20 protein-coding genes are annotated in these 19766 nt (G+C 56.0%); 14 read left to right on the forward strand and 6 right to left on the reverse strand.

Annotated features, from left to right (window positions below):
- The first annotated feature begins 225 nt into the window (after nucleotides 1-225).
- Nucleotides 226-1545: a branched-chain amino acid transport system II carrier protein gene (gene brnQ, locus C1N64_RS07515; protein WP_006117572.1), complete on the forward strand. Its 1320-nt coding sequence runs from the start codon at nucleotides 226-228 to the stop codon at nucleotides 1543-1545.
- Nucleotides 1546-1615: 70 nt separating this feature from the next.
- A complete protein-coding gene (gene proY, locus C1N64_RS07520; RefSeq protein ID WP_006117571.1) occupies nucleotides 1616-2968 on the forward strand; it encodes a proline-specific permease ProY in 1353 nt (450 codons plus the stop codon).
- Between the two features lie 167 nt (nucleotides 2969-3135).
- On the opposite strand, the gene C1N64_RS07525 is transcribed toward proY, so the two are convergent.
- The 3 genes from C1N64_RS07525 to C1N64_RS07535 form a co-directional block, all read right to left on the reverse strand.
- The gene (locus C1N64_RS07525) at nucleotides 3136-4422 is read right to left on the reverse strand and encodes a histidine-type phosphatase (protein WP_394515375.1); all 1287 of its coding nucleotides are present in this window, start codon (nucleotides 4420-4422) and stop codon (nucleotides 3136-3138) included.
- Nucleotides 4422-5237 (reverse strand): inositol monophosphatase family protein, encoded by an 816-nt coding sequence (locus C1N64_RS07530; protein WP_006117569.1) that lies wholly within the window; start codon nucleotides 5235-5237, stop codon nucleotides 4422-4424. The genes C1N64_RS07525 and C1N64_RS07530 overlap by 1 nt, the downstream gene beginning before the upstream one ends.
- A 202-nt stretch (nucleotides 5238-5439) precedes the next feature.
- Entirely contained in the window at nucleotides 5440-6021 is a 582-nt protein-coding gene (locus tag C1N64_RS07535; RefSeq protein WP_006117568.1) for an acyl carrier protein phosphodiesterase, read from the reverse strand.
- Between the two features lie 101 nt (nucleotides 6022-6122).
- Between C1N64_RS07535 and queA the strand changes: the two genes are divergently transcribed.
- From queA to secF, 5 genes are read left to right on the forward strand one after another with little or no spacing between them, the layout of a single operon-like run.
- Nucleotides 6123-7193 carry a tRNA preQ1(34) S-adenosylmethionine ribosyltransferase-isomerase QueA gene (gene queA, locus C1N64_RS07540; RefSeq protein WP_006117567.1) on the forward strand — a complete coding sequence of 357 codons (1071 nt, stop codon included), beginning with the start codon at nucleotides 6123-6125 and terminating at the stop codon, nucleotides 7191-7193.
- Between the two features lie 44 nt (nucleotides 7194-7237).
- Nucleotides 7238-8386: a tRNA guanosine(34) transglycosylase Tgt gene (tgt, locus tag C1N64_RS07545; protein WP_006117994.1), complete on the forward strand. Its 1149-nt coding sequence runs from the start codon at nucleotides 7238-7240 to the stop codon at nucleotides 8384-8386.
- Nucleotides 8386-8718, forward strand: coding sequence for a preprotein translocase subunit YajC (gene yajC, locus C1N64_RS07550; protein ID WP_006117993.1), 333 nt, complete (start codon nucleotides 8386-8388; stop codon nucleotides 8716-8718). The genes tgt and yajC overlap by 1 nt, the downstream gene beginning before the upstream one ends.
- A gap of 25 nt (nucleotides 8719-8743) precedes the next feature.
- Complete coding sequence (secD, locus tag C1N64_RS07555; RefSeq protein ID WP_072021736.1) at nucleotides 8744-10591, forward strand: protein translocase subunit SecD; 1848 nt, start codon at nucleotides 8744-8746, stop codon at nucleotides 10589-10591.
- Nucleotides 10592-10601: 10 nt separating this feature from the next.
- Nucleotides 10602-11570, forward strand: a complete 969-nt coding sequence (gene secF / locus C1N64_RS07560) for a protein translocase subunit SecF (protein WP_006117989.1) — start codon at nucleotides 10602-10604, stop codon at nucleotides 11568-11570.
- Between the two features lie 51 nt (nucleotides 11571-11621).
- On the opposite strand, the gene C1N64_RS07565 is transcribed toward secF, so the two are convergent.
- A complete protein-coding gene (locus tag C1N64_RS07565; RefSeq protein ID WP_394515499.1) occupies nucleotides 11622-12170 on the reverse strand; it encodes a SadB/YajI family lipoprotein in 549 nt (182 codons plus the stop codon).
- 203 nt (nucleotides 12171-12373) lie between these two features.
- Between C1N64_RS07565 and C1N64_RS07570 the strand changes: the two genes are divergently transcribed.
- The 7 genes from C1N64_RS07570 to pgpA all read left to right on the forward strand — a co-directional run bounded on the left by C1N64_RS07570 (nucleotide 12374) and on the right by pgpA (nucleotide 16701).
- On the forward strand, nucleotides 12374-12538 hold the full coding sequence (locus tag C1N64_RS07570; RefSeq protein WP_006117987.1) for a hypothetical protein: 165 nt from the start codon (nucleotides 12374-12376) through the stop codon (nucleotides 12536-12538).
- A gap of 90 nt (nucleotides 12539-12628) precedes the next feature.
- Complete coding sequence (nrdR, locus tag C1N64_RS07575; protein ID WP_006117986.1) at nucleotides 12629-13078, forward strand: transcriptional regulator NrdR; 450 nt, start codon at nucleotides 12629-12631, stop codon at nucleotides 13076-13078.
- Between the two features lie 3 nt (nucleotides 13079-13081).
- Complete coding sequence (gene ribD, locus C1N64_RS07580) at nucleotides 13082-14185, forward strand: bifunctional diaminohydroxyphosphoribosylaminopyrimidine deaminase/5-amino-6-(5-phosphoribosylamino)uracil reductase RibD (protein WP_162286726.1); 1104 nt, start codon at nucleotides 13082-13084, stop codon at nucleotides 14183-14185.
- Between the two features lie 90 nt (nucleotides 14186-14275).
- Nucleotides 14276-14746 carry a 6,7-dimethyl-8-ribityllumazine synthase gene (gene ribE, locus C1N64_RS07585; RefSeq protein WP_006117984.1) on the forward strand — a complete coding sequence of 157 codons (471 nt, stop codon included), beginning with the start codon at nucleotides 14276-14278 and terminating at the stop codon, nucleotides 14744-14746.
- A 19-nt stretch (nucleotides 14747-14765) separates the two neighbouring features.
- The gene (nusB, locus tag C1N64_RS07590; RefSeq protein WP_006117983.1) at nucleotides 14766-15185 is read left to right on the forward strand and encodes a transcription antitermination factor NusB; all 420 of its coding nucleotides are present in this window, start codon (nucleotides 14766-14768) and stop codon (nucleotides 15183-15185) included.
- Between the two features lie 54 nt (nucleotides 15186-15239).
- Nucleotides 15240-16217, forward strand: a complete 978-nt coding sequence (gene thiL, locus C1N64_RS07595) for a thiamine-phosphate kinase (RefSeq protein ID WP_054634408.1) — start codon at nucleotides 15240-15242, stop codon at nucleotides 16215-16217.
- The gene (pgpA, locus tag C1N64_RS07600) at nucleotides 16177-16701 is read left to right on the forward strand and encodes a phosphatidylglycerophosphatase A (protein ID WP_392391906.1); all 525 of its coding nucleotides are present in this window, start codon (nucleotides 16177-16179) and stop codon (nucleotides 16699-16701) included. Before thiL ends, pgpA begins: the two co-directional genes overlap by 41 nt.
- Before the next feature lie 134 nt (nucleotides 16702-16835).
- On the opposite strand, the gene C1N64_RS07605 is transcribed toward pgpA, so the two are convergent.
- The gene (locus C1N64_RS07605) at nucleotides 16836-17810 is read right to left on the reverse strand and encodes an aldo/keto reductase (RefSeq protein ID WP_033738643.1); all 975 of its coding nucleotides are present in this window, start codon (nucleotides 17808-17810) and stop codon (nucleotides 16836-16838) included.
- A gap of 78 nt (nucleotides 17811-17888) precedes the next feature.
- Complete coding sequence (gene dxs, locus C1N64_RS07610) at nucleotides 17889-19754, reverse strand: 1-deoxy-D-xylulose-5-phosphate synthase (protein WP_033738645.1); 1866 nt, start codon at nucleotides 19752-19754, stop codon at nucleotides 17889-17891.
- Nucleotides 19755-19766 lie beyond the last annotated feature (12 nt).

Genomic DNA, 19766 nt, shown 5'->3' on the forward strand with positions numbered 1-19766 from the left:
AGCCTCTGGTTTTCCGATCTCGTATTGCCTTTCTTCGCTATAAACGTTTTACTTACGGCCGTTGTCGATTTATCCCTCTGTGAACAGAAAAAAAGCAGCTCAAATCACCTGCGCTAAACCGGACGCTGCGCATAATGCGCTGCTGTCGTCTGATCAGCCGCTGTCATAGCGCAGCGAGGGGGCAACGCAAACTTATCTTTCATCGCAACATCAGTGACAGGCCGTATGACACATCGTTTAACCGTTAAAGACATTCTCGCGCTGGGCTTTATGACGTTTGCCCTGTTTGTTGGTGCGGGTAACATTATCTTTCCTCCTATGGTCGGTATTCAGTCAGGCGAACATGTCTGGGTGGCCGCTTTAGGGTTTCTGCTTACCGCTGTGGGATTACCCGTCATCACCGTCATTGCGCTGGCGCGCGTCGGCGGCGGGATTGACGCGCTGAGTACACCGATTGGTAAAATTGCCGGGGTGGTTCTGGCCACTGTCTGCTATCTGGCGGTGGGGCCACTCTTTGCCACGCCGCGCACCGCCACGGTGTCGTTTGAAGTCGGGATCGCGCCGATCACCGGCGACGGTGCACTGCCGTTGTTCATCTACAGCCTGATCTACTTTGTGCTGGTGATGGGCATTTCGCTCTATCCCGGCAAACTGCTGGATACGGTCGGGCATATTCTGGCACCGCTGAAAATTGCCGCCCTGACGCTGCTCGGCGTTGCCGCCCTGCTGTGGCCCGCAGGCGGCACCATTCCGGCCACCGCCGACTACCAGCGCGCTGCGTTTTCCAGCGGTTTCGTGAACGGCTATCTCACGATGGATACGCTGGGTGCCCTGGTATTCGGGATTGTGATTGTGAATGCGGCCCGTTCACGCGGTATTGATAACGCGGCACTGTTAACCCGTTATACGGTACTGGCGGGGATTATCGCGGGTGTAGGGCTGACGCTGGTCTACCTGAGCCTGTTTAAACTGGGCGCAGGAAGCGGGGCGCTGGTCGATCAAAATGCTAACGGCGCCGCGATTCTGCATGCCTACGTACAGCACACCTTTGGCGATATGGGCAGCTTCTTCCTTGCCGCGCTGATTTTTATTGCCTGTATGGTGACAGCCGTGGGCCTGACCTGTGCCTGCGCCGAGTTTTTTGCCCAGTATCTGCCGTTGTCATACAAAACGCTGGTGTTTGTGCTGGGGCTGTTCTCCATGGTGGTTTCCAACCTGGGGCTGAGTCATCTGATCCAGATCTCGATTCCGGTGCTGACCGCAATTTATCCGCCGTGCATCGTACTGGTTGTGCTGAGTTTTACCCAGAATATCTGGAACAAAAGCAGCCGAATCATTGCTCCGACTATGCTTGTCAGCCTGCTGTTTGGTATCCTTGACGCAATCAAAACCACCGGGTTTAAAGAGGCGTTACCCGCATTCAGCCAGCATCTGCCATTAGCCGACCAGGGGCTTGCCTGGTTGCCGCCCTCACTGGTGATGTTGCTGCTTGTGGCGTTGGTTGATCGGTTAAAAGGGCCGGAACAGGTGACAGTTCACTCGTAACGGCTAAGATTGATTCTTCTTTAACCACGGGCTTGCCCGTGGTTTTTTCATTTCACAGGTACAGGTTGTTATGCAAGAAACCAACAAGCTCAAACGCGGACTGAGCACGCGCCACATCCGTTTTATGGCGCTGGGATCGGCGATTGGCACCGGGCTGTTTTATGGCTCGGCGGACGCCATCAGGATGGCAGGACCGAGCGTTCTGCTCGCCTATATTATCGGCGGCGCGGTGGCGTACATTATCATGCGCGCGCTGGGAGAAATGTCCGTTAATAATCCCCAGGCCAGCTCGTTTTCTCGTTACGCGCAGGATTATCTTGGACCAATGGCTGGGTATATCACCGGCTGGACGTACTGCTTTGAAATTCTGATTGTGGCCATCGCCGACGTCACGGCATTTGGTATTTATATGGGTGTCTGGTTCCCGGAGGTGCCGCACTGGATCTGGGTACTGAGCGTCGTGCTGATCATCGGTGCGGTCAATCTGATGAGCGTGAAGGTGTTCGGCGAAGTGGAGTTCTGGTTCTCCTTCTTCAAAGTCGCCACCATTATTGTGATGATTCTGGCCGGATTTGGCATGATCATCTGGGGCATCGGTAACGGTGGCCAGCCGACCGGCATTCACAACCTGTGGACCAACGGCGGCTTTTTTGCCCACGGGATCGTTGGCATGCTGCTGTCACTTCAGATGGTGATGTTTGCTTACGGCGGGATAGAAATTATTGGCATCACGGCCGGTGAAGCTAAGGATCCGGCGACCTCTATCCCACGCGCCATTAATTCCGTGCCGATGCGTATTCTGGTGTTTTACGTTGGTACGCTGTTTGTCATCATGTCCCTCTATCCATGGAATCAGGTGGGCACCAACGGTAGCCCGTTTGTGCTGACCTTCCAGCATCTGGGTATTGCCGCTGCCGCTTCTATCCTCAACTTTGTGGTACTGACGGCCTCCCTGTCCGCGATTAACAGCGATGTGTTCGGTGTCGGGCGTATGCTGCACGGTATGGCGCAGCAGGGCCATGCGCCTAAAGTGTTTATGAAGGTGTCAGCACGCGGGATTCCGTGGGTCACGGTGGTAGTTATGATGTTTGCCATGCTGATTGCGGTCTGGCTCAACTACCTGATGCCCGAGAAAGTGTTCCTGGTCATTGCCTCTCTGGCCACCTTTGCCACCGTCTGGGTCTGGATTATGATTCTGCTGTCCCAGATTGCGTTTCGCCGCAAAATTGGTAAAGCGGCAGCCCGTCAGCTGACATTTGCCCTCCCGGGCGGAAGCTGGACAGCCGGTTTCGGCGTAGCCTTTTTATGCTTTATCATCGGCCTGATCGGCTACTTTCCGGATACGCGCATCTCACTTTACGTGGGCATGGTGTGGATTGTGCTGTTGCTGCTGGGTTATAAGCTGGTGCGCAAGCCGTCCTGATTCCCGGCCGCGAAGGCGACTGACACGACGAAATAAAATCGGCGAAAGGATTCGCCGAAAACGTCACATAGCAAATGAAACAAACAGAGGGATGATTGACGAAACGATGCTAATGCAAAAGCGTACGTCGTTAAATAAGTTGCCGAAAAATAAGAGAAAGCCCACCGTTAACCCGACACGGGCGCTAATGCGTTCTGCGCGGGTAATATAAGGGATTCCGGAACGATCGCGCTGCGGTCCAGCTGTTGACCCAACGCGGCAATCGCATCCTGTAACGGGCACAGTGTACCCACGTCGGTGATATGGCAGCCGGCTTGCTGCCACTCCTGACGCAACAAAGGATGACGGTCATTAATGGGTTGTAACTGACGTAGCCCGTCCAGACTTTGTGCCTGAAAATAGACGCGCAGGTAGCGCTGATTGCTTTGCGTATCCCGCCAGCGCTCCATCACCAGGCTGCTTCCCGGCGGAATATTACCGCGCGTATAACCCGGCAGTTGCCATTCAAATCCCATCAGGCGGCGAACCATCGCGATATTCGTGTCATGGGCCACCAGCAGTACCCATCGTACATCGGGATCGTTCCCCTGAATGGCGTCGAGCATCCGCTGTAACAGAAGCGAGCCACGACGTTGCGCCATATAGAGCACATCATTGCTGAGATCATAACTGGCCGTCAGCAGGGGGAGCAGGGCGGTGATCTGTTGAGCGGAAGTGATGTGGCCCCACGCCAGCCTCGCGAACGGTAAGTTTTCGCTGTAGCCCAGGCGCAACGTCTCGACCATGGCGGCCAGCGTGCTTAAGCCTTCAACATAGACGCTGCCGCTTTTAGTCTGCTTTAACTGCCAGGGGCGATCAAAAAACGGGCACGCGCGGTTAGCCGGACAGACCGCCTGTTTAAGCGCCTGAATGGCGGGCTGGAGCTGCTGCTGTCGCTGTGCTAAATCGCCCGCCACACGCCGCTTTTCTTCCATCTCTCGCTGCGGATCGATGCGGGCAAAGGGCAGTTTTTCCGTCTGAAAAAGCGGATCGACGTCGCCCGTGACGGTATGCACCGCCACGCCGCAGCCGGGAAATGCGCCATCCACCAACGCTTCGGCAGTGGCGCGCGTTCGCTGAAGAGGGCTGGCGCGTACGTAGAGTGCTGTCGCGTCCGGACAACCCGCGGGAAGTAATCCCAACTGGCGATAGTGATCGCCTTCCCAGCGCGCTTTATTCACCACCGCACTGTAGCCATGGCCCGTCAGCTCGCCGTCCGCTGTACTCCACCGGGGCCAGGGCTGTCCGGTTGCTGCCTCGGTCTCCTGGCGGTTGCCCGGCGTCGGCGGGCGCACCCCGTGTCGGCTGAGTTCGACCACTTTCTCTAACTGGTATTCTGGCGCCGTGTAAAGCGACCCCGCCGCGAACCATAACGCACAGAGCGCGACTACGCGCAGGGGGCTACAGGCAGACATTATTCATCCTCCAGTTCCTGGGGCGCGAGAAGGGCTTTAATCTGTGGATAGATTACGGCATTCGCCAGCAAAACGGGATTGCCGTTTTTCAGGCCATCATTGCGCATATAGTCATTGGTGACGCCGCCCGCTTCCCGCATTAACACGATGCCCGGCAGGCTGTCCCAGGGATGCATATGGGCTTCGTAATAGCCAATCAGGCGACCGGCAGCGGCCCAGGCGCTGGTTAAGGCACCGGAGCCGATGCGAATGAACATCCCGCCTTGTTTGAGTAGCGCATCGATAAGCTGCGTAACCTTTTCTCCCGGCACCCGGCTGGAATTACTGATGCCCAACAGCCCTTCGTTGAGGTGACGGGCCTGATGAACCTCAAGCCGGGTCTCATTAAGCCAGGCGCCCTGGCCTTTGCGGGCGTGAAACAGCTCCTGATGATTGGGATCGCAAACCACGCCCACCACCGGTTCACCTTCGCAGACGATGGCCAGCGAAACGCACCAGTTATGCAGACCATTGACGAAGCAGGCGGTGCCATCAATCGGATCGATGACCCATAAAATGCGGGCCTCGCCTGTTTCTCCACCGCTCTCTTCACCTAATACCGCATCCTCGGGATAGCGTTCTGCAATCAGTGATTTAATTAATTCTTCAACGTTACGGTCAGCTTCACTGACCACGTCCTGAAGGTCCCTTTTATGTTCCACCACCAGTTTTTGACGCTGTTGATACCATGACAAGGCGCGGCTTGCGGCGGCACGGGCGATTTCGCAGGCGTAGCGATAGCGCGCGTCAATTTCAGAATGCGAAGCGGATGACATGTTTCCCTCTTATGATTTTAAAACACATCGAATACAGGAAGCGCCTGAACAGGCGGTCTGACAGTGAGAGTAGCGCAAAGCATAGTTAAGCAAGGCTTATTAAGCCGTAGTGCGCCAGTAATGGCAATATCGTCGGTGTACTGTTTGCGTGCTTTTTCAGCGTTATCAGGTAAGCCGCGTCTTACCTGATAAAGAGGGTGAATCACAGCTGCCGGCTGGCGGCCAACTGCATCAGGCGGGGATAAAACTGAAAGAAACAGGCTTCAAAGGCCGGATAATGGGCGGTGAAGTCCTGGTAAGAGTCGCTGAGTGCCGCCAGCCTTGGCCGACGTCGGGCCATGCCATTCAGCACGCGTTCAAGGCGCAGGGGATCGGCGTAGTGTTCGAACCAGCGTTCTCGCCACATCACCGCATTCAGTTCTTTAAATTCCTCGGGCGTGGCGGCCAGTTGCGGGACGATTTCGCGCTCGGCACGGGCCGTAAACGCTTGCAGCGTTTGTGACGGATGAACGCGATCCCAGTGGCGCGCCAGAAAATGGTCCCAGATGACATCCAGCGTGATGGGGGCGACGCGATAGGTCTCTGCCCGGAAAAGCTGGCGTGCCGCGCGCACTTCCGGCAGGGCATCGGTCATTACGTCCAGGCGACGATGCATCAGAATGCCGTCGGCCACCGGTTCAGGCCAGTGTTGGTGCGGCGCGCCGCGAACGAAATCGGCCATCAGATTGCCCAGCAAAGAGCTGTTGGCAAGATGGGCTAAGTGAAGATGCGCAAGAAAATTCATGCGGCATTATAAGCGCAACTCCGTTTACGCAGCCAGTTGTTCAGAATTGTTCGGTTTTCCGCTAAACTGTGCCGCCTGTTTTTCTGAGTAAGAAGTCTGTCATGCGTGTCGCCGATTTTGCTTTTGATTTGCCTGAATCTCTTATCGCCCATTATCCCCAGGCGCAACGAAGTGGTTGCCGCCTGCTGTCGCTGGATGGCCCAACCGGCGCGCTCACTCACGGCGTGTTTACGGATGTGCTGGATAAGCTCCAGCCCGGAGATCTGCTGGTGTTTAACAACACGCGCGTTATCCCGGCCAGGGTGTTCGGACGCAAGGCAAGCGGCGGCAAAATTGAGATGCTGGTCGAGCGCATGCTTGATGACAAGCGCGTGCTGGCGCATGTTCGCGCATCGAAAGCGCCGAAGCCTGGCGCAGCGCTGCTGCTGGGTGACGACGAGAGCGTGAAAGCCACTATGGTGGCGCGGCACGATGCGTTGTTCGAGATCGCCTTTGACGATGACCGTGACGTACTGGACATTCTTAACCGCGTCGGCCATATGCCGCTGCCGCCGTACATTGACCGCCCGGATGAAGAGGCGGATCGTGAGCTTTATCAAACGGTTTACAGCGCCCGACCCGGTGCCGTCGCCGCGCCCACGGCGGGGCTGCATTTTGATGAGCCGCTGTTGCAGGCGCTCAAAGATAAAGGCGTGGAAATGGCCTTTGTCACGTTGCACGTTGGGGCGGGCACCTTCCAACCGGTGCGCGTCGAGACGATTGAAGATCACCACATGCACGCGGAGTACGCGGAAGTCCCGCAGGATGTGGTAGACGCGGTGCTGGCCTGTAAGGCGCGGGGGAATAAAGTGGTCGCCGTTGGCACCACCTCGGTACGTTCGCTGGAAAGCGCCGCCAAAGCCAGTCAGGATGCCCTGATTGCGCCGTTCTTCGACGATACCCAAATTTTTATCTATCCGGGCTACGAGTACCAGGTGATCGATGCATTAATCACCAACTTCCATTTGCCGGAATCAACCCTGATTATGCTGGTCTCGGCCTTCGCCGGTTACCAGCACACCATGGCTGCTTATCGCGCTGCGGTGGCAGAAGAATACCGTTTCTTCAGCTACGGCGACGCGATGTTTATCAGCAAAAACCCTCAGGCGCCGCTGGAAAAAGTGGGCGCCTGATCTGTTTACTTTGAACATCGGACTGTTTCTCCGATGGAGGTCTTGTGAAATTTGAGCTTGATACCACAGACGGTCGCGCGCGTCGCGGGCGTCTGATTTTTGATCGTGGCGTGGTCGAAACCCCGGCGTTTATGCCCGTGGGCACCTATGGCACCGTAAAAGGCATGACGCCGGAAGAAGTGCAGGATACCGGCGCGCAAATTATTCTGGGCAATACTTTCCACCTCTGGCTGCGTCCCGGTCAGGAAATCATGAAGCTGCACGGCGATCTGCATGATTTTATGCAGTGGAAAGGCCCTATCCTGACGGACTCCGGCGGTTTCCAGGTCTTCAGCCTGGGCGATATTCGTAAAATCACCGAAGCGGGCGTTCACTTCCGTAACCCGATCAATGGCGATCAGATTTTCCTCGATCCAGAAAAATCCATGGAAATTCAGTACGATCTGGGCTCCGATATCGTCATGATCTTCGATGAGTGCACGCCGTACCCGGCCGACTGGGATTATGCGAAACGCTCAATGGAGATGTCGTTGCGCTGGGCGCAGCGCAGCCGTGACCGCTTTGACAGCCTGGGCAACAAGAACGCGCTGTTCGGTATTATTCAGGGCTCGGTTTACGAAGATTTACGTGATGTGTCTGTGAAAGGTCTGGTAGAGATTGGCTTTGATGGGTACGCTGTGGGCGGCCTGGCGGTCGGTGAGCCGAAAGAGGACATGCACCGCATCCTGGAGCATGTTTGTCCACAGATCCCTGAGGACAAACCGCGTTATTTAATGGGCGTGGGCAAACCTGAAGATCTGGTCGAAGGTGTGCGTCGTGGCGTGGACATGTTTGACTGTGTGATGCCAACGCGCAATGCACGTAATGGACACTTATTTGTGACGGACGGCGTGGTAAAAATCCGCAATGCGAAGCATAAAGACGATGTGTCGCCGCTGGATGCCGAGTGTGATTGTTACACCTGTCGCAATTACAGCCGTGCTTACTTGCATCATCTTGATCGCTGTAACGAAATACTGGGCGCGCGTCTGAACACGATTCATAACCTGCGCTACTACCAGCGCCTGATGGCAGGTTTACGCCAGGCTATTGAAGAGGGTAAATTAGAGCGCTTTGTTACCGAGTTCTACCAACGGACGGGCAAAGCGGTTCCGCCTTTAACGTCTGATAATTCATCAATGAGGGAAATTTAATGAGCTTTTTCATTTCTGACGCTGTGGCTGCAGCAGGCGCACCGTCTCAGGGAAGTCCGTATTCTCTGGTGATCATGCTGGTCGTCTTTGGCCTGATTTTTTACTTCATGATCCTGCGCCCTCAGCAGAAACGCGCAAAAGAGCACAAGAAGCTGATGGATTCTATCTCCAAAGGTGATGAAGTGCTGACGAATGGTGGCCTGGTGGGTCGCGTAACCAAAGTGGCAGAAACCGGCTACATTGCGATTGCGCTGAACGACACTACCGAAGTGGTTATTAAACGTGATTTCGTGGCTGCCGTCCTGCCGAAAGGTTCTATGAAGGCGCTGTAATTTTTACTTCCCTAAGGGAACTGCCGTGTTAAATCGTTATCCTTTGTGGAAGTACATAATGCTGGTCGTGGTGCTTGTCATTGGCCTGGTATATGCACTTCCCAACCTTTATGGTGAGGATCCGGCTGTTCAAATCACTGGCGCGCGCGGAAGCGCCGCCAGTGAGCAAACGTTGGATCAAATTCAGAACGTATTAAAACAAGATAATATTCAGGCGAAGTCTGTTGCCCTGGAAAACGGGGCGATTACGGCGCGTTTTTCTAACACGGATGTGCAGTTGCGCGCCCGTGAAGCGATCATGAAAGCGCTGGGCGAAAACTATGTTGTGGCGCTGAATCTGGCTCCCGCAACGCCGCGCTGGCTTACCCTGCTGGCGGCGCAGCCAATGAAACTTGGCCTCGATCTGCGCGGTGGCGTGCACTTCCTGATGGAAGTGGATATGGACACTGCCCTGAGCAAACTGCAAGAGCAGAATGCGGACAGCCTGCGCAGCGACCTGCGCGAAAAGAATATCCCTTATACCAACGTCAGCAAGATTGCTAACTACGGCGTGGAAATCCGTTTCCGTGACGCAGCCAGCCGTGACGCTGCCGTGAAGTGGCTGTCATCCCGTCATCAGGATCTGGTGATCAGCAACAGCGGTAACGATGCTCTGCGAGCCACCATGACCGATGCTCGCCTCAGCGAAGCGCGCGAATATGCCGTTCAGCAGAACATCACTATCCTGCGTAATCGTGTGAACCAACTGGGTGTCGCGGAGCCGCTGGTGCAACGTCAGGGTTCTGACCGCATCGTGGTAGAACTGCCAGGTATTCAGGACACGGCGCGCGCCAAAGAAATTCTGGGCGCAACCGCGACGCTGGAGTTCCGTCTGGTCAATACCAGCGTTGATCCGACCGCCGCCGCCAATGGTCGCGTGCCGGGGGATTCCGAGGTCAAAGACATGCGTGACGGCCAGCCTGTCGTGCTGTACAAACGCGTGATTCTGACCGGTGACCACATTACCGATTCGACCTCCAGCATGGACGAATACAACCAGCCTCAGGTGAATATTTCACTCGATGGCGCGGGCGGTAATATCATGTCGAACTTCACCAAGGACAACATCGGTAAACCGATGGCGACCCTGTTTGTGGAGTATAAAGACAGCGGTAAGAAAGATGCGAATGGTCGCGCCATTCTGGTGAAACAGGAAGAGGTGATTAACGTCGCCAACATCCAGTCACGCCTGGGCAACAGCTTCCGCATCACCGGTATCAGCAACCCGAACGAAGCACGTCAGCTGTCACTGCTGCTGCGCGCCGGGGCCTTGATTGCGCCTATCCAGATTGTGGAAGAGCGGACAATCGGTCCGACAATGGGTCAGCAGAACATTACTCAGGGGCTGGAAGCCTGCCTGTGGGGCCTGGTCGCCTCCATCCTGTTTATGGTGCTGTACTACAAGAAAGTGGGCCTGATTGCGACCAGCGCACTGCTGGCAAACCTGGTGCTGATTGTCGGCATTATGTCGCTGTTACCGGGGGCCACGCTGACCATGCCAGGCATCGCCGGTATTGTGCTGACGCTGGCGGTGGCAGTCGATGCAAACGTCCTGATCAATGAACGTATCAAAGAAGAACTGCGCAACGGGCGTTCCGTACAGCAGGCAATTCATGAGGGCTACAAAGGTGCCTTCTCCAGTATTGTCGATGCGAACGTGACGACCCTGATTAAGGTGGTGATTCTGTATGCAATTGGTACGGGCTCCATTAAGGGCTTTGCGATTACAACGGCTATCGGTATTGCGACCTCCATGTTCACATCGATCGTCGGAACCCGCGCCATTATCAACCTGATGTACGGTGGCAAGCGCGTTAAGAAGCTGTCTATCTGAGGAGTGCGTTGTGGCACAGGAATATAACATTGAGCAGTTAAACCACGGCCGTAAAGTCGTTGACTTTATGCGCTGGGATACGCTGGCATTCATCATTTCGGGACTGTTAATCATCATCTCGATTGCCATTGTTGGCGTACGCGGTTTTAACTGGGGGCTCGATTTCACCGGCGGTACGGTCATTGAGATCAATCTGGAGAAACCGGCCGATCTCGACGCCATCCGCGGTGCGCTGGTGAAGTCCGGGTTCCAGGAACCGTTGATCCAGAATTTCGGTAGCAGCCGCGATGTGATGGTGCGCATGCCGCCGGTCACAGGGCCTGCGGGAACCGAGCTGGGTAATAAAGTGGTAACGGTTATCAACCAGACGACGCAGCAAAACGCGACGGTCAAACGTATCGAGTTTGTCGGACCGAGCGTGGGCAGCGATCTGGCGCAGGCCGGGGCGTTAGCCCTGCTGTCGGCACTGATTGCGATTCTGATTTATATCGGTATTCGCTTTGAGTGGCGTCTGGCACTGGGTACGGTTTTGGCGCTGGCGCATGACGTCATTATCACCTGTGGACTGCTGTCGCTGTTCCGGGTCGAGATTGACCTTACGATTGTGGCCTCGCTGATGTCGGTCATCGGTTACTCGCTGAACGATAAAATCGTGGTCTCGGACCGTATTCGTGAGAACTTCCGCAAGATCCGTCGCGGCTCCTCTTATGACATTACGAACGTGTCCCTGACGCAGACGTTAAGCCGTACCCTGATCACCTCGCTGACTACGCTGGCGATGATCCTGATCCTGTTCATCTTTGGTGGTGCGCTGCTGAAAGGCTTCTCACTGACCATGCTGATTGGTGTCACCATCGGTACCGTTTCGTCGATCTACGTTTCTTCAGCGCTGGCGCTGAAGCTGGGCATGAAACGCGAACATATGCTGGTACAGAAAGTGGAGAAAGAGGGCGCCGATCAGCCTTCGATCCTGCCGTAGTATCGGTGCGATAAAAAAAGCCGCCAGCGTAATCTGGCGGCTTTTTTGTTTTCAGGGCCTGGACGTATCTGCGATCACCTGGTGAATTCGAACATAACCCAGTTGCTCCGGCGTCACATCCTTTAACCGTAATGGTACGGTGACCGAACTGCGTGGCGTCAGTGAAGCGGGAACGCTGAGGGTTTGCGTCAGGCTGTCGGCCTCAAGTGGCTTACCGGTTGCGGGATCGAGCTGGCCCCAGACTACTGTCGCATGCATCCCGGGCAGCGGTGAAATGTCTTGTGTGCGAAGCGTCAGGTCAGCATGCGTACCGCCGGCCTCGGCCTCAATGCGTGCGAGCGACAGGCGCAGCGTGCCAACCTGCGTTTGAAGTGCCACGGGCGTGTTTGCCTGCGGCAACAGCCATGCGCCCTGCTGTGAATGGGCGTTCAGCTGTCCCTGAATTTCAACCGCACTTGCCTGGCTGGTGAGTTGCTGCATCTGCTGATTAAGCTGACTGACTTCCCGGTGCAGTTGTTTCACCTGCGGCTGGGCTGGGGTGCTGCAACCACTTAGCAGAACCAGTGACAGGGCCGCGGGTGCCCAAACCATCCTGTTCATCATGTTTTTTTATCCTTTATTCAAATGACGTAATAATTGCCCCTTGTCGCGGGACGCATCAGCATCCGCTTATGGCGTTGAAGCCTGGACTGAAATCACGCCGATTACCTTAAGTGTGCTCTGAAATTGCCTTTCCCTGAGCGATAAAATTCCGTAGCCACTGGCGTGTCGATTTCACCTCGCGTTACGCGTAATGATGCAAGGTGAAACAGGTTGATATCGGGCATCCGGCCAGCGCGGTGGCGCAGGTATCCGGTGATGCAGTACCCCGTATCGGCACGAACGTGGCTACGTTCTCCGCTTTTTGCCCTGAACGCTTTAAGCGTAGCGGGTTTTACGCGGGCGGGCATTTCCCATCCGGTCTGTGAAGCGGGCGGGGTAAAACACGGGAATCGATTTTGTTGACTTGCAGTTCGCGCTACACTGTACGGCCCAATTATCTCGTGTCAGGAAACGTCATGCATTGCCCATTCTGCTCCGCTGTAGACACAAAAGTGATTGATTCTCGTCTGGTCAGTGAGGGTTCGTCAGTGCGGCGCCGTCGTCAGTGTCTGGTGTGCCATGAGCGATTTACTACGTTTGAAGTCGCTGAGCTGGTTATGCCACGCGTGGTGAAAAGCAACGATGTGCGTGAACCTTTCAATGAAGACAAACTCGCCAGCGGCATGATGAAAGCGCTGGAGAAACGCCCGGTCAGTGCGGATGCCGTAGAGAGTGCGGTAAGCCATATCAAAACGCAGTTGCGTGCGACGGGTGAACGTGAAATTCCCAGCAAGCTGATCGGTAACCTGGTCATGGACGAGCTAAAAAAACTCGATAAAGTGGCCTATATTCGCTTTGCATCTGTTTATCGCAGCTTTGAGGACGTGCGTGATTTTGGCGAAGAGATTGCCAGATTACAGGATTAAATCATGACCGATGAACGTTATATGGCGCGCGCGCTGGAACTGGCGCGGCGCGGACGTTTTACTACCATGCCGAACCCCAATGTCGGTTGCGTCATTGTACGCGATGGCGACATTGTTGGCGAAGGCTGGCACCAGCGCGCCGGAGAACCGCATGCGGAAGTGCATGCCCTGCGCATGGCCGGTGCGCGTGCGCGTGGGGCGACAGCCTATGTGACGCTGGAGCCATGCAGTCATCACGGGCGCACGCCGCCGTGTTGCGACGCGCTTATTGAGGCCGGTGTAAAACGCGTCGTGGCCGCGATGCAGGACCCCAATCCGCAGGTCGCCGGACGGGGATTACATCGACTGCAGCAGGCGGGCATTGAAGTCAGCCACGGACTGATGATGCAGGAAGCGGAAGCCCTGAACAGGGGATTCCTGAAACGCATGCGGACCGGCTTCCCCTGGATACAGCTTAAACTGGGGGCATCACTGGATGGCCGCACCGCCATGGCGAGTGGCGAAAGCCAGTGGATCACCTCGCCGGCTGCCCGACGCGATGTCCAGCGTTTGCGAGCGCAGAGCGCCGCCATTCTCAGCAGCAGCGCAACGGTGCTGGCCGACGATCCTTCCCTGACCGTACGCTGGGCCGAACTGGACAGCGACAGTCAGCGCCTGGTTGATGCGCAGACCTTACGCCAGCCGGTACGCGTCATCGTCGACAGCCAGAATCGCGTAACACCGCAGCACAAACTTATAGAACAATTGGGCGAAACCTGGCTGATGCGACAGCAGGCCGACACTCAGCGCTGGCCTGACTCGGTGACGCAAATTCCGGTTCCTTTACGCGACAGCCAACTGGATTTAGTGGCGCTGATGATGGTGCTGGGCCAGCGCCAGATTAACAGCGTCTGGGTTGAAGCCGGTGCCACGCTGGCAGGGGCATTGCTTCAGGCCGGTCTGGTTGACGAACTCATTGTGTATGTGGCACCGAAATTACTGGGTAATGACGCGCGCGGTTTGTGTCAGCTTACGGGGCTGACGCAGTTGGCTGACGCGCCGGTTTTTGCTTTCAGCGACGTGCGTCAGGTCGGCAGCGATCTCCGTCTGACCCTGATACCGCAATAACAGAGGCGGAAAAGCGAGAGCACGCCGCCAAAGAGTATGTTAGAATCCGCCCCCCTGCGCGGGGCTAAACAAACCCCTGAAAGGATATGTATGAAAGTTATCGAAGCTGCCGTTGCAACGCCAGAGGCAAAAATTGCCATCGTTATCGCGCGTTTTAACAACTTTATCAACGAGAGCCTGTTAGACGGCGCTGTGGATGCCCTGAAGCGTATCGGCCAGGTCAACGATGACAATATCACTGTCGTCTGGGTACCGGGTGCTTACGAACTGCCGCTGGCCGCGCGTGCGCTGGCTAAAACCGGCAAACATGATGCCGTGATTGCGCTGGGTACCGTGATTCGTGGTGGCACGGCGCACTTCGAATACGTCGCGGGTGAAGCCAGCTCGGGCATTGCCAGTGTTGCCATGGACAGCGATATTCCTGTGGCATTCGGCGTACTGACAACCGAAAATATCGAGCAGGCCATTGAGCGTGCTGGAACCAAAGCGGGTAACAAAGGTGCCGAAGCGGCCCTGACCGCACTTGAAATGATCAACGTATTGAAAGCCATTAAAGCCTGATTTTTGTAAGGGGAATTTTGTGAAACCTGCTGCTCGTCGTCGCGCCCGTGAGTGCGCTGTCCAGGCGCTTTACTCCTGGCAGTTGTCTAACAACGACATTGCCGATGTGGAATACCAGTTTCTGGCGGAACAGGACGTTAAAGACGTCGATATTACTTATTTCCGCGAACTGCTGGCCGGTGTGGCGACCAACAGCGCGTACCTGGATGGATTGATGCAACCCTATCTGTCGCGCCAGTTAGAAGAACTGGGGCAGGTGGAAAAAGCCATTCTGCGTGTGTCGCTGTATGAACTGAGCAAGCGTTCTGATGTGCCTTATAAAGTGGCCATCAACGAAGGTATCGAACTGGCGAAAGTATTTGGCGCTGAAGACAGCCATAAATTTGTCAACGGTGTGCTGGATAAAGCCGGTCCGCAAATTCGACCCCAACGCAAATAATCAATAAGGCCGGCTTGCCGGCCTTTTTCATTAATGGTTAAGCGGAACGCAATTATGTCATGTGGTGAATTTGAACTCATCGCACGCTACTTCAATCGCAGAACGCGTAGCCGCCGTGATGTCGAACTCGGCATCGGCGACGATTGCGCGCTGCTGAGCGTGCCCGAAAAGCAAACGCTGGCGGTCAGCACCGATACGCTGGTTTCCGGTATCCACTTCCTGCCCACGATCCATCCTGCAGATTTAGCCTATAAATCACTGGCGGTGAATCTGAGCGATTTGGCCGCGATGGGTGCCGATCCTGCCTGGCTAACCCTGGCGCTGACCTTGCCGGATGTGAATGAAAGCTGGCTGAGCAGCTTCAGCGAAAGCCTGTTTGACCTGCTGGAATATTACGATATGCAGCTGGTGGGGGGAGACACGACGCGGGGGCCTCTCAGCCTGACGCTGGGTATTCATGGGCTGATTCCTCACGGCAAAGCGTTAAAGCGTTCGGGCGCAAAACCCGGCGACTGGATCTATGTCACCGGTACATTGGGCGACAGCGCGGCCGGGCTGGCGTTGCTGCAGCATCACTGCCGCATTGACGATCCGGCCATTCATGAAGCTCTGATTAAACGTCACCTGCGGCCTATGCCGCGCGTGTTACAGGGGCAGTCACTGCGTTCGCTGGCCTCTTCCGCTATCGATATCTCAGACGGGCTGATTTCTGATATAGGTCATGTGCTGAAAGCCAGCGGCTGCGGGGCACGTATCAACCTTGACGCGCTTCCGCTGTCCCCGGCACTGCGTGACAATTTTGACGCGTCACAGGTGCTGCGCTGGGCGCTCAGCGGCGGCGAAGACTATGAGCTGTGCTTCAGTGTGCCGGAAGTGAATCGGGGTGCACTGGACGTGGCGCTGGGACATCTTGGCGTGCCTTATACCTGTATTGGGCAGATGGCGCCCGAGTCAGAAGGACTGTCACTGCTCGAAAACGGCAAACCGACAGATGTGCGTTTTAAAGGATTCGACCATTTTGACATCAGATAAACATATCGCCAAAGGTCGTCTGCGGATGCGTAATCCCTGGCATTTACTGGCGACCGGTTTTGGCAGTGGGCTCAGCCCGGTTATGCCTGGTACAGTGGGATCGCTGGCCGCGATTCCTTTTTGGTGTCTGCTGACCTTGCTTCCGCATGATCTGTATTCGCTGGTCGTGCTGCTAGGCATCAGCGTGGGCGTGTACCTTTGCCATCGCACCGCCAAAGACATGGGCGTTCACGATCACGGCAGCATTGTCTGGGATGAGTTTATCGGGATGTGGATTACGCTGATGGCCATTCCGGTGAACAGCTGGCAGTGGGTGGTGGCCGGTTTTGTGCTGTTCCGCGTGCTGGATATCTGGAAGCCCTGGCCGATTCGCTGGTTCGACCGTAACGTGCATGGCGGCATGGGCATTATGGTCGATGACATTATTGCGGGCATTATTGCTGCAGCCATCCTTTATGGTGCCGGGGTTTATCTCGCCGGTTAAGCGTTCGTCCTGCGCCCCTTATCATCACCGTTTTGCAACCGTAGCCGAAATACCGGCGTACGGTTGTCTCACCATTATCCTCTCCCGGCCGGGCCGAATGAGCGCGTCACGCCTGTGAACACGCTGCGTTGGTATCACTGATAGCCGGTGGCCGGGTGAGGCTGATATTCACTTTCCAGGGCCGCAATATCCTGCGTTGTCAGGTCAACGTTCACGGCTTCCACCAGCTCAGCAAACTGCTCTGCGCGAGAGGCGCCAATGATGGGCGCTGTCACCACCGGTTTGCTCAGTAACCACGCCAGTGCGACCTGCGCTCGCGTTACGCCTTTGTCGGCTGCAACCTGCGCCAGGCGCGCCGCAATCGCCGCATCGTTTTCCTCCGTTGAAGCATAGAGCGTGCTCATCACCTCATCAGAAACGGAGCGGGCGGTGGTTTCGCCCCATGGCCGGGTGAGCTTACCGCGTGCCAGTGGACTCCATGGCAGGACCGCAACGTTTTCACGCTGGCACAGCGGGTGCATCTCACGTTCTTCTTCGCGCTGAATCAGGTTGTACTGATCCTGCATGCTGACGAAGCGTGCCCAGCCCTGTTCTGCCTGCATGGTTAAGGCCTGTGCAAACTGACTGGCGTGCATGGACGAGGCGCCGATATAACGTGCTTTGCCGGATTTCACCACCTCATCAAGTGCCGACAGGGTTTCTTCGAGCGGCGTGTCATAGTCCCAGCGGTGAATCTGCAGCAGATCGACATACTCCATGCCCAGCCGTTGCAGGCTGTCATCAATGGATTGCAGAATGTTTTTACGGGACAGGCCTTGTGACAGATTACTCAGCGGGAAATAGACTTTGGTGGCGACCACGACCTCCTCGCGGCGGGCGAAATCCCTGAGCGCTCGCCCCAGAATCTCCTCACTACTGCCGTCTGAATAGCTGTTAGCGGTGTCGAAGAAGTTAATCCCGGCCTCCAGCGCCTGCCTGATAAGCGGTCGGCTGCTTTCTTCGGGCAGTGTCCAGGCATGTTTACCGCGGGTGGGCTCACCAAATGTCATACAGCCCAGGCAGAGCTGGGAAACTTTTAAATCAGTATTCGCGAGTGGAACGGTTTTCATCATGACTCCTGCTATGTCCTTCCAGGGGAATTAAGCATAGCAGGAATACCGCTCTCCGCAGAGAGCGGGGGAGGGGAACTACTGCGCCAGCCAGTGACTGATTTGCTGCTGAATACCGTCTGCGTCCAGGTGGTAGTCGTGACGCATCTCTTCCTGCGTGCCCGGGGGAATGAACTCATCAGGCAGGCCAATATTGAGAACGGAAATGCCCAGACGTTTCGCCATCACGAACTCGTTGACGCCGCTGCCTGCGCCGCCCTTAATCGCGCCTTCTTCCAGCGTAATCAACGACTCATGCTGTGCGGCCAGTTCGGTAATTAACGCTTCATCCAGCGGTTTAACAAAACGCATATCCACCAGGGTGGCGTTCAGCGCTTCGGCAACGTGGCTGGCTTCAGGCAGCAGTGTACCGAAGTTAAGGATCGCCAGCTTTTCGCCCCGACGTTTAACCACACCTTTGCCCAGCGGCAGGCTTTGCAGTGGCGTCAGAGCAACGCCAGTGCCGGTTCCGCGTGGATAACGCACGGCAGCCGGACCCGCCTGATAGTGATAGCCGGTATAAAGCATCTGGCGGCATTCGTCCTCATCGCTTGGCGTCATGATGACCATATCCGGAATGCAGCGCAGATAGGCGAGATCAAAGGCACCCTGATGCGTCTGGCCGTCGGCCCCAACGATGCCGCCACGGTCAATCGCGAACAGGACCGGAAGCTTCTGAATCGCGACATCGTGAATAACCTGATCGTAGGCGCGCTGCAGGAAGGTCGAGTAAATCGCAACAACCGGTTTATAGCCCCCAATGGCCAGGCCCGCCGCAAAGGTCACGGCGTGCTGTTCGGCAATGGCAACGTCAAAATACTGGTTGGGATACTTGCGGGAGAATCCTACCATACCCGAGCCTTCGCGCATGGCGGGCGTAATCGCCATCAGCTTCGCGTCGTCAGCCGCCGTTTCGCACAGCCAGTTACCGAATATCTTCGAATAACTCGGCAATCCTTCGGCGCTCTTAGGCAGTTCGCCGCTGGCGACATCAAATTTGGGCACCGCATGCCAGGCGATCGGATCCTGCTCTGCCGGGGCATAACCTTTACCCTTTTTCGTCATAATATGCAGGAACTGCGGGCCTTTCAGGCTACGCATATTCGTCAGCGTATTCACCAGCGTCAGGACATCATGACCATCGACCGGTCCGATGTAATTGAACCCCAGTTCTTCAAACAGGGTGCCCGGCACCACCATGCCTTTCAGGTGTTCTTCGGTGCGTTTTACTAACTCTTTAATCGGCGGCAGTCCGGTCAGTACGCGCTTGCCTCCTTCGCGCAGACGCGCGTAGGTCTTACCCGATAAAATCTGTGCCAGGCGGTTATTCAGCGCCCCGACGTTTTCAGAAATCGACATTTCGTTGTCGTTCAGGATAACCAGCATATCGGGTTTAATATCGCCCGCGTGGTTCATGGCCTCAAAGGCCATGCCTGCGGTGATGGCACCGTCGCCGATAATACAGGCGGTACGGCGCCCTTTACCTTCCCGTTCGGCCGCAGCAGCCATGCCCAGCCCGGCACTGATGGAGGTTGAGGAGTGACCGACGCTCAGGACGTCGTATTCACTTTCTCCCCGCCACGGAAAGGGGTGCACGCCATTCTTTTGCCGAATCGATCCAATGCGATCGCGGCGGCCGGTTAAAATTTTATGCGGATAAGCCTGATGACCGACGTCCCACACGAGGTGGTCGAACGGTGTGTTATAGACGTAATGCAGCGCCACCGTCAGCTCGACCACGCCCAGGCCCGACGCAAAATGGCCGCTTGAGCGGCTCACGCTGTCTAATAAATACTGGCGCAGCTCATTGCAGAGCGCAGGCAATTTTTCTTTAGGCAGGGCACGCAGTGCCTGTACCGTTTCTGCCTGCGCCAGTGTCGGGTATTTTGTAGTATCAAAACTCATCAGTGACTCATC

The sequence above is a fragment of the Pantoea sp. SGAir0215 genome (assembly GCF_043543215.1).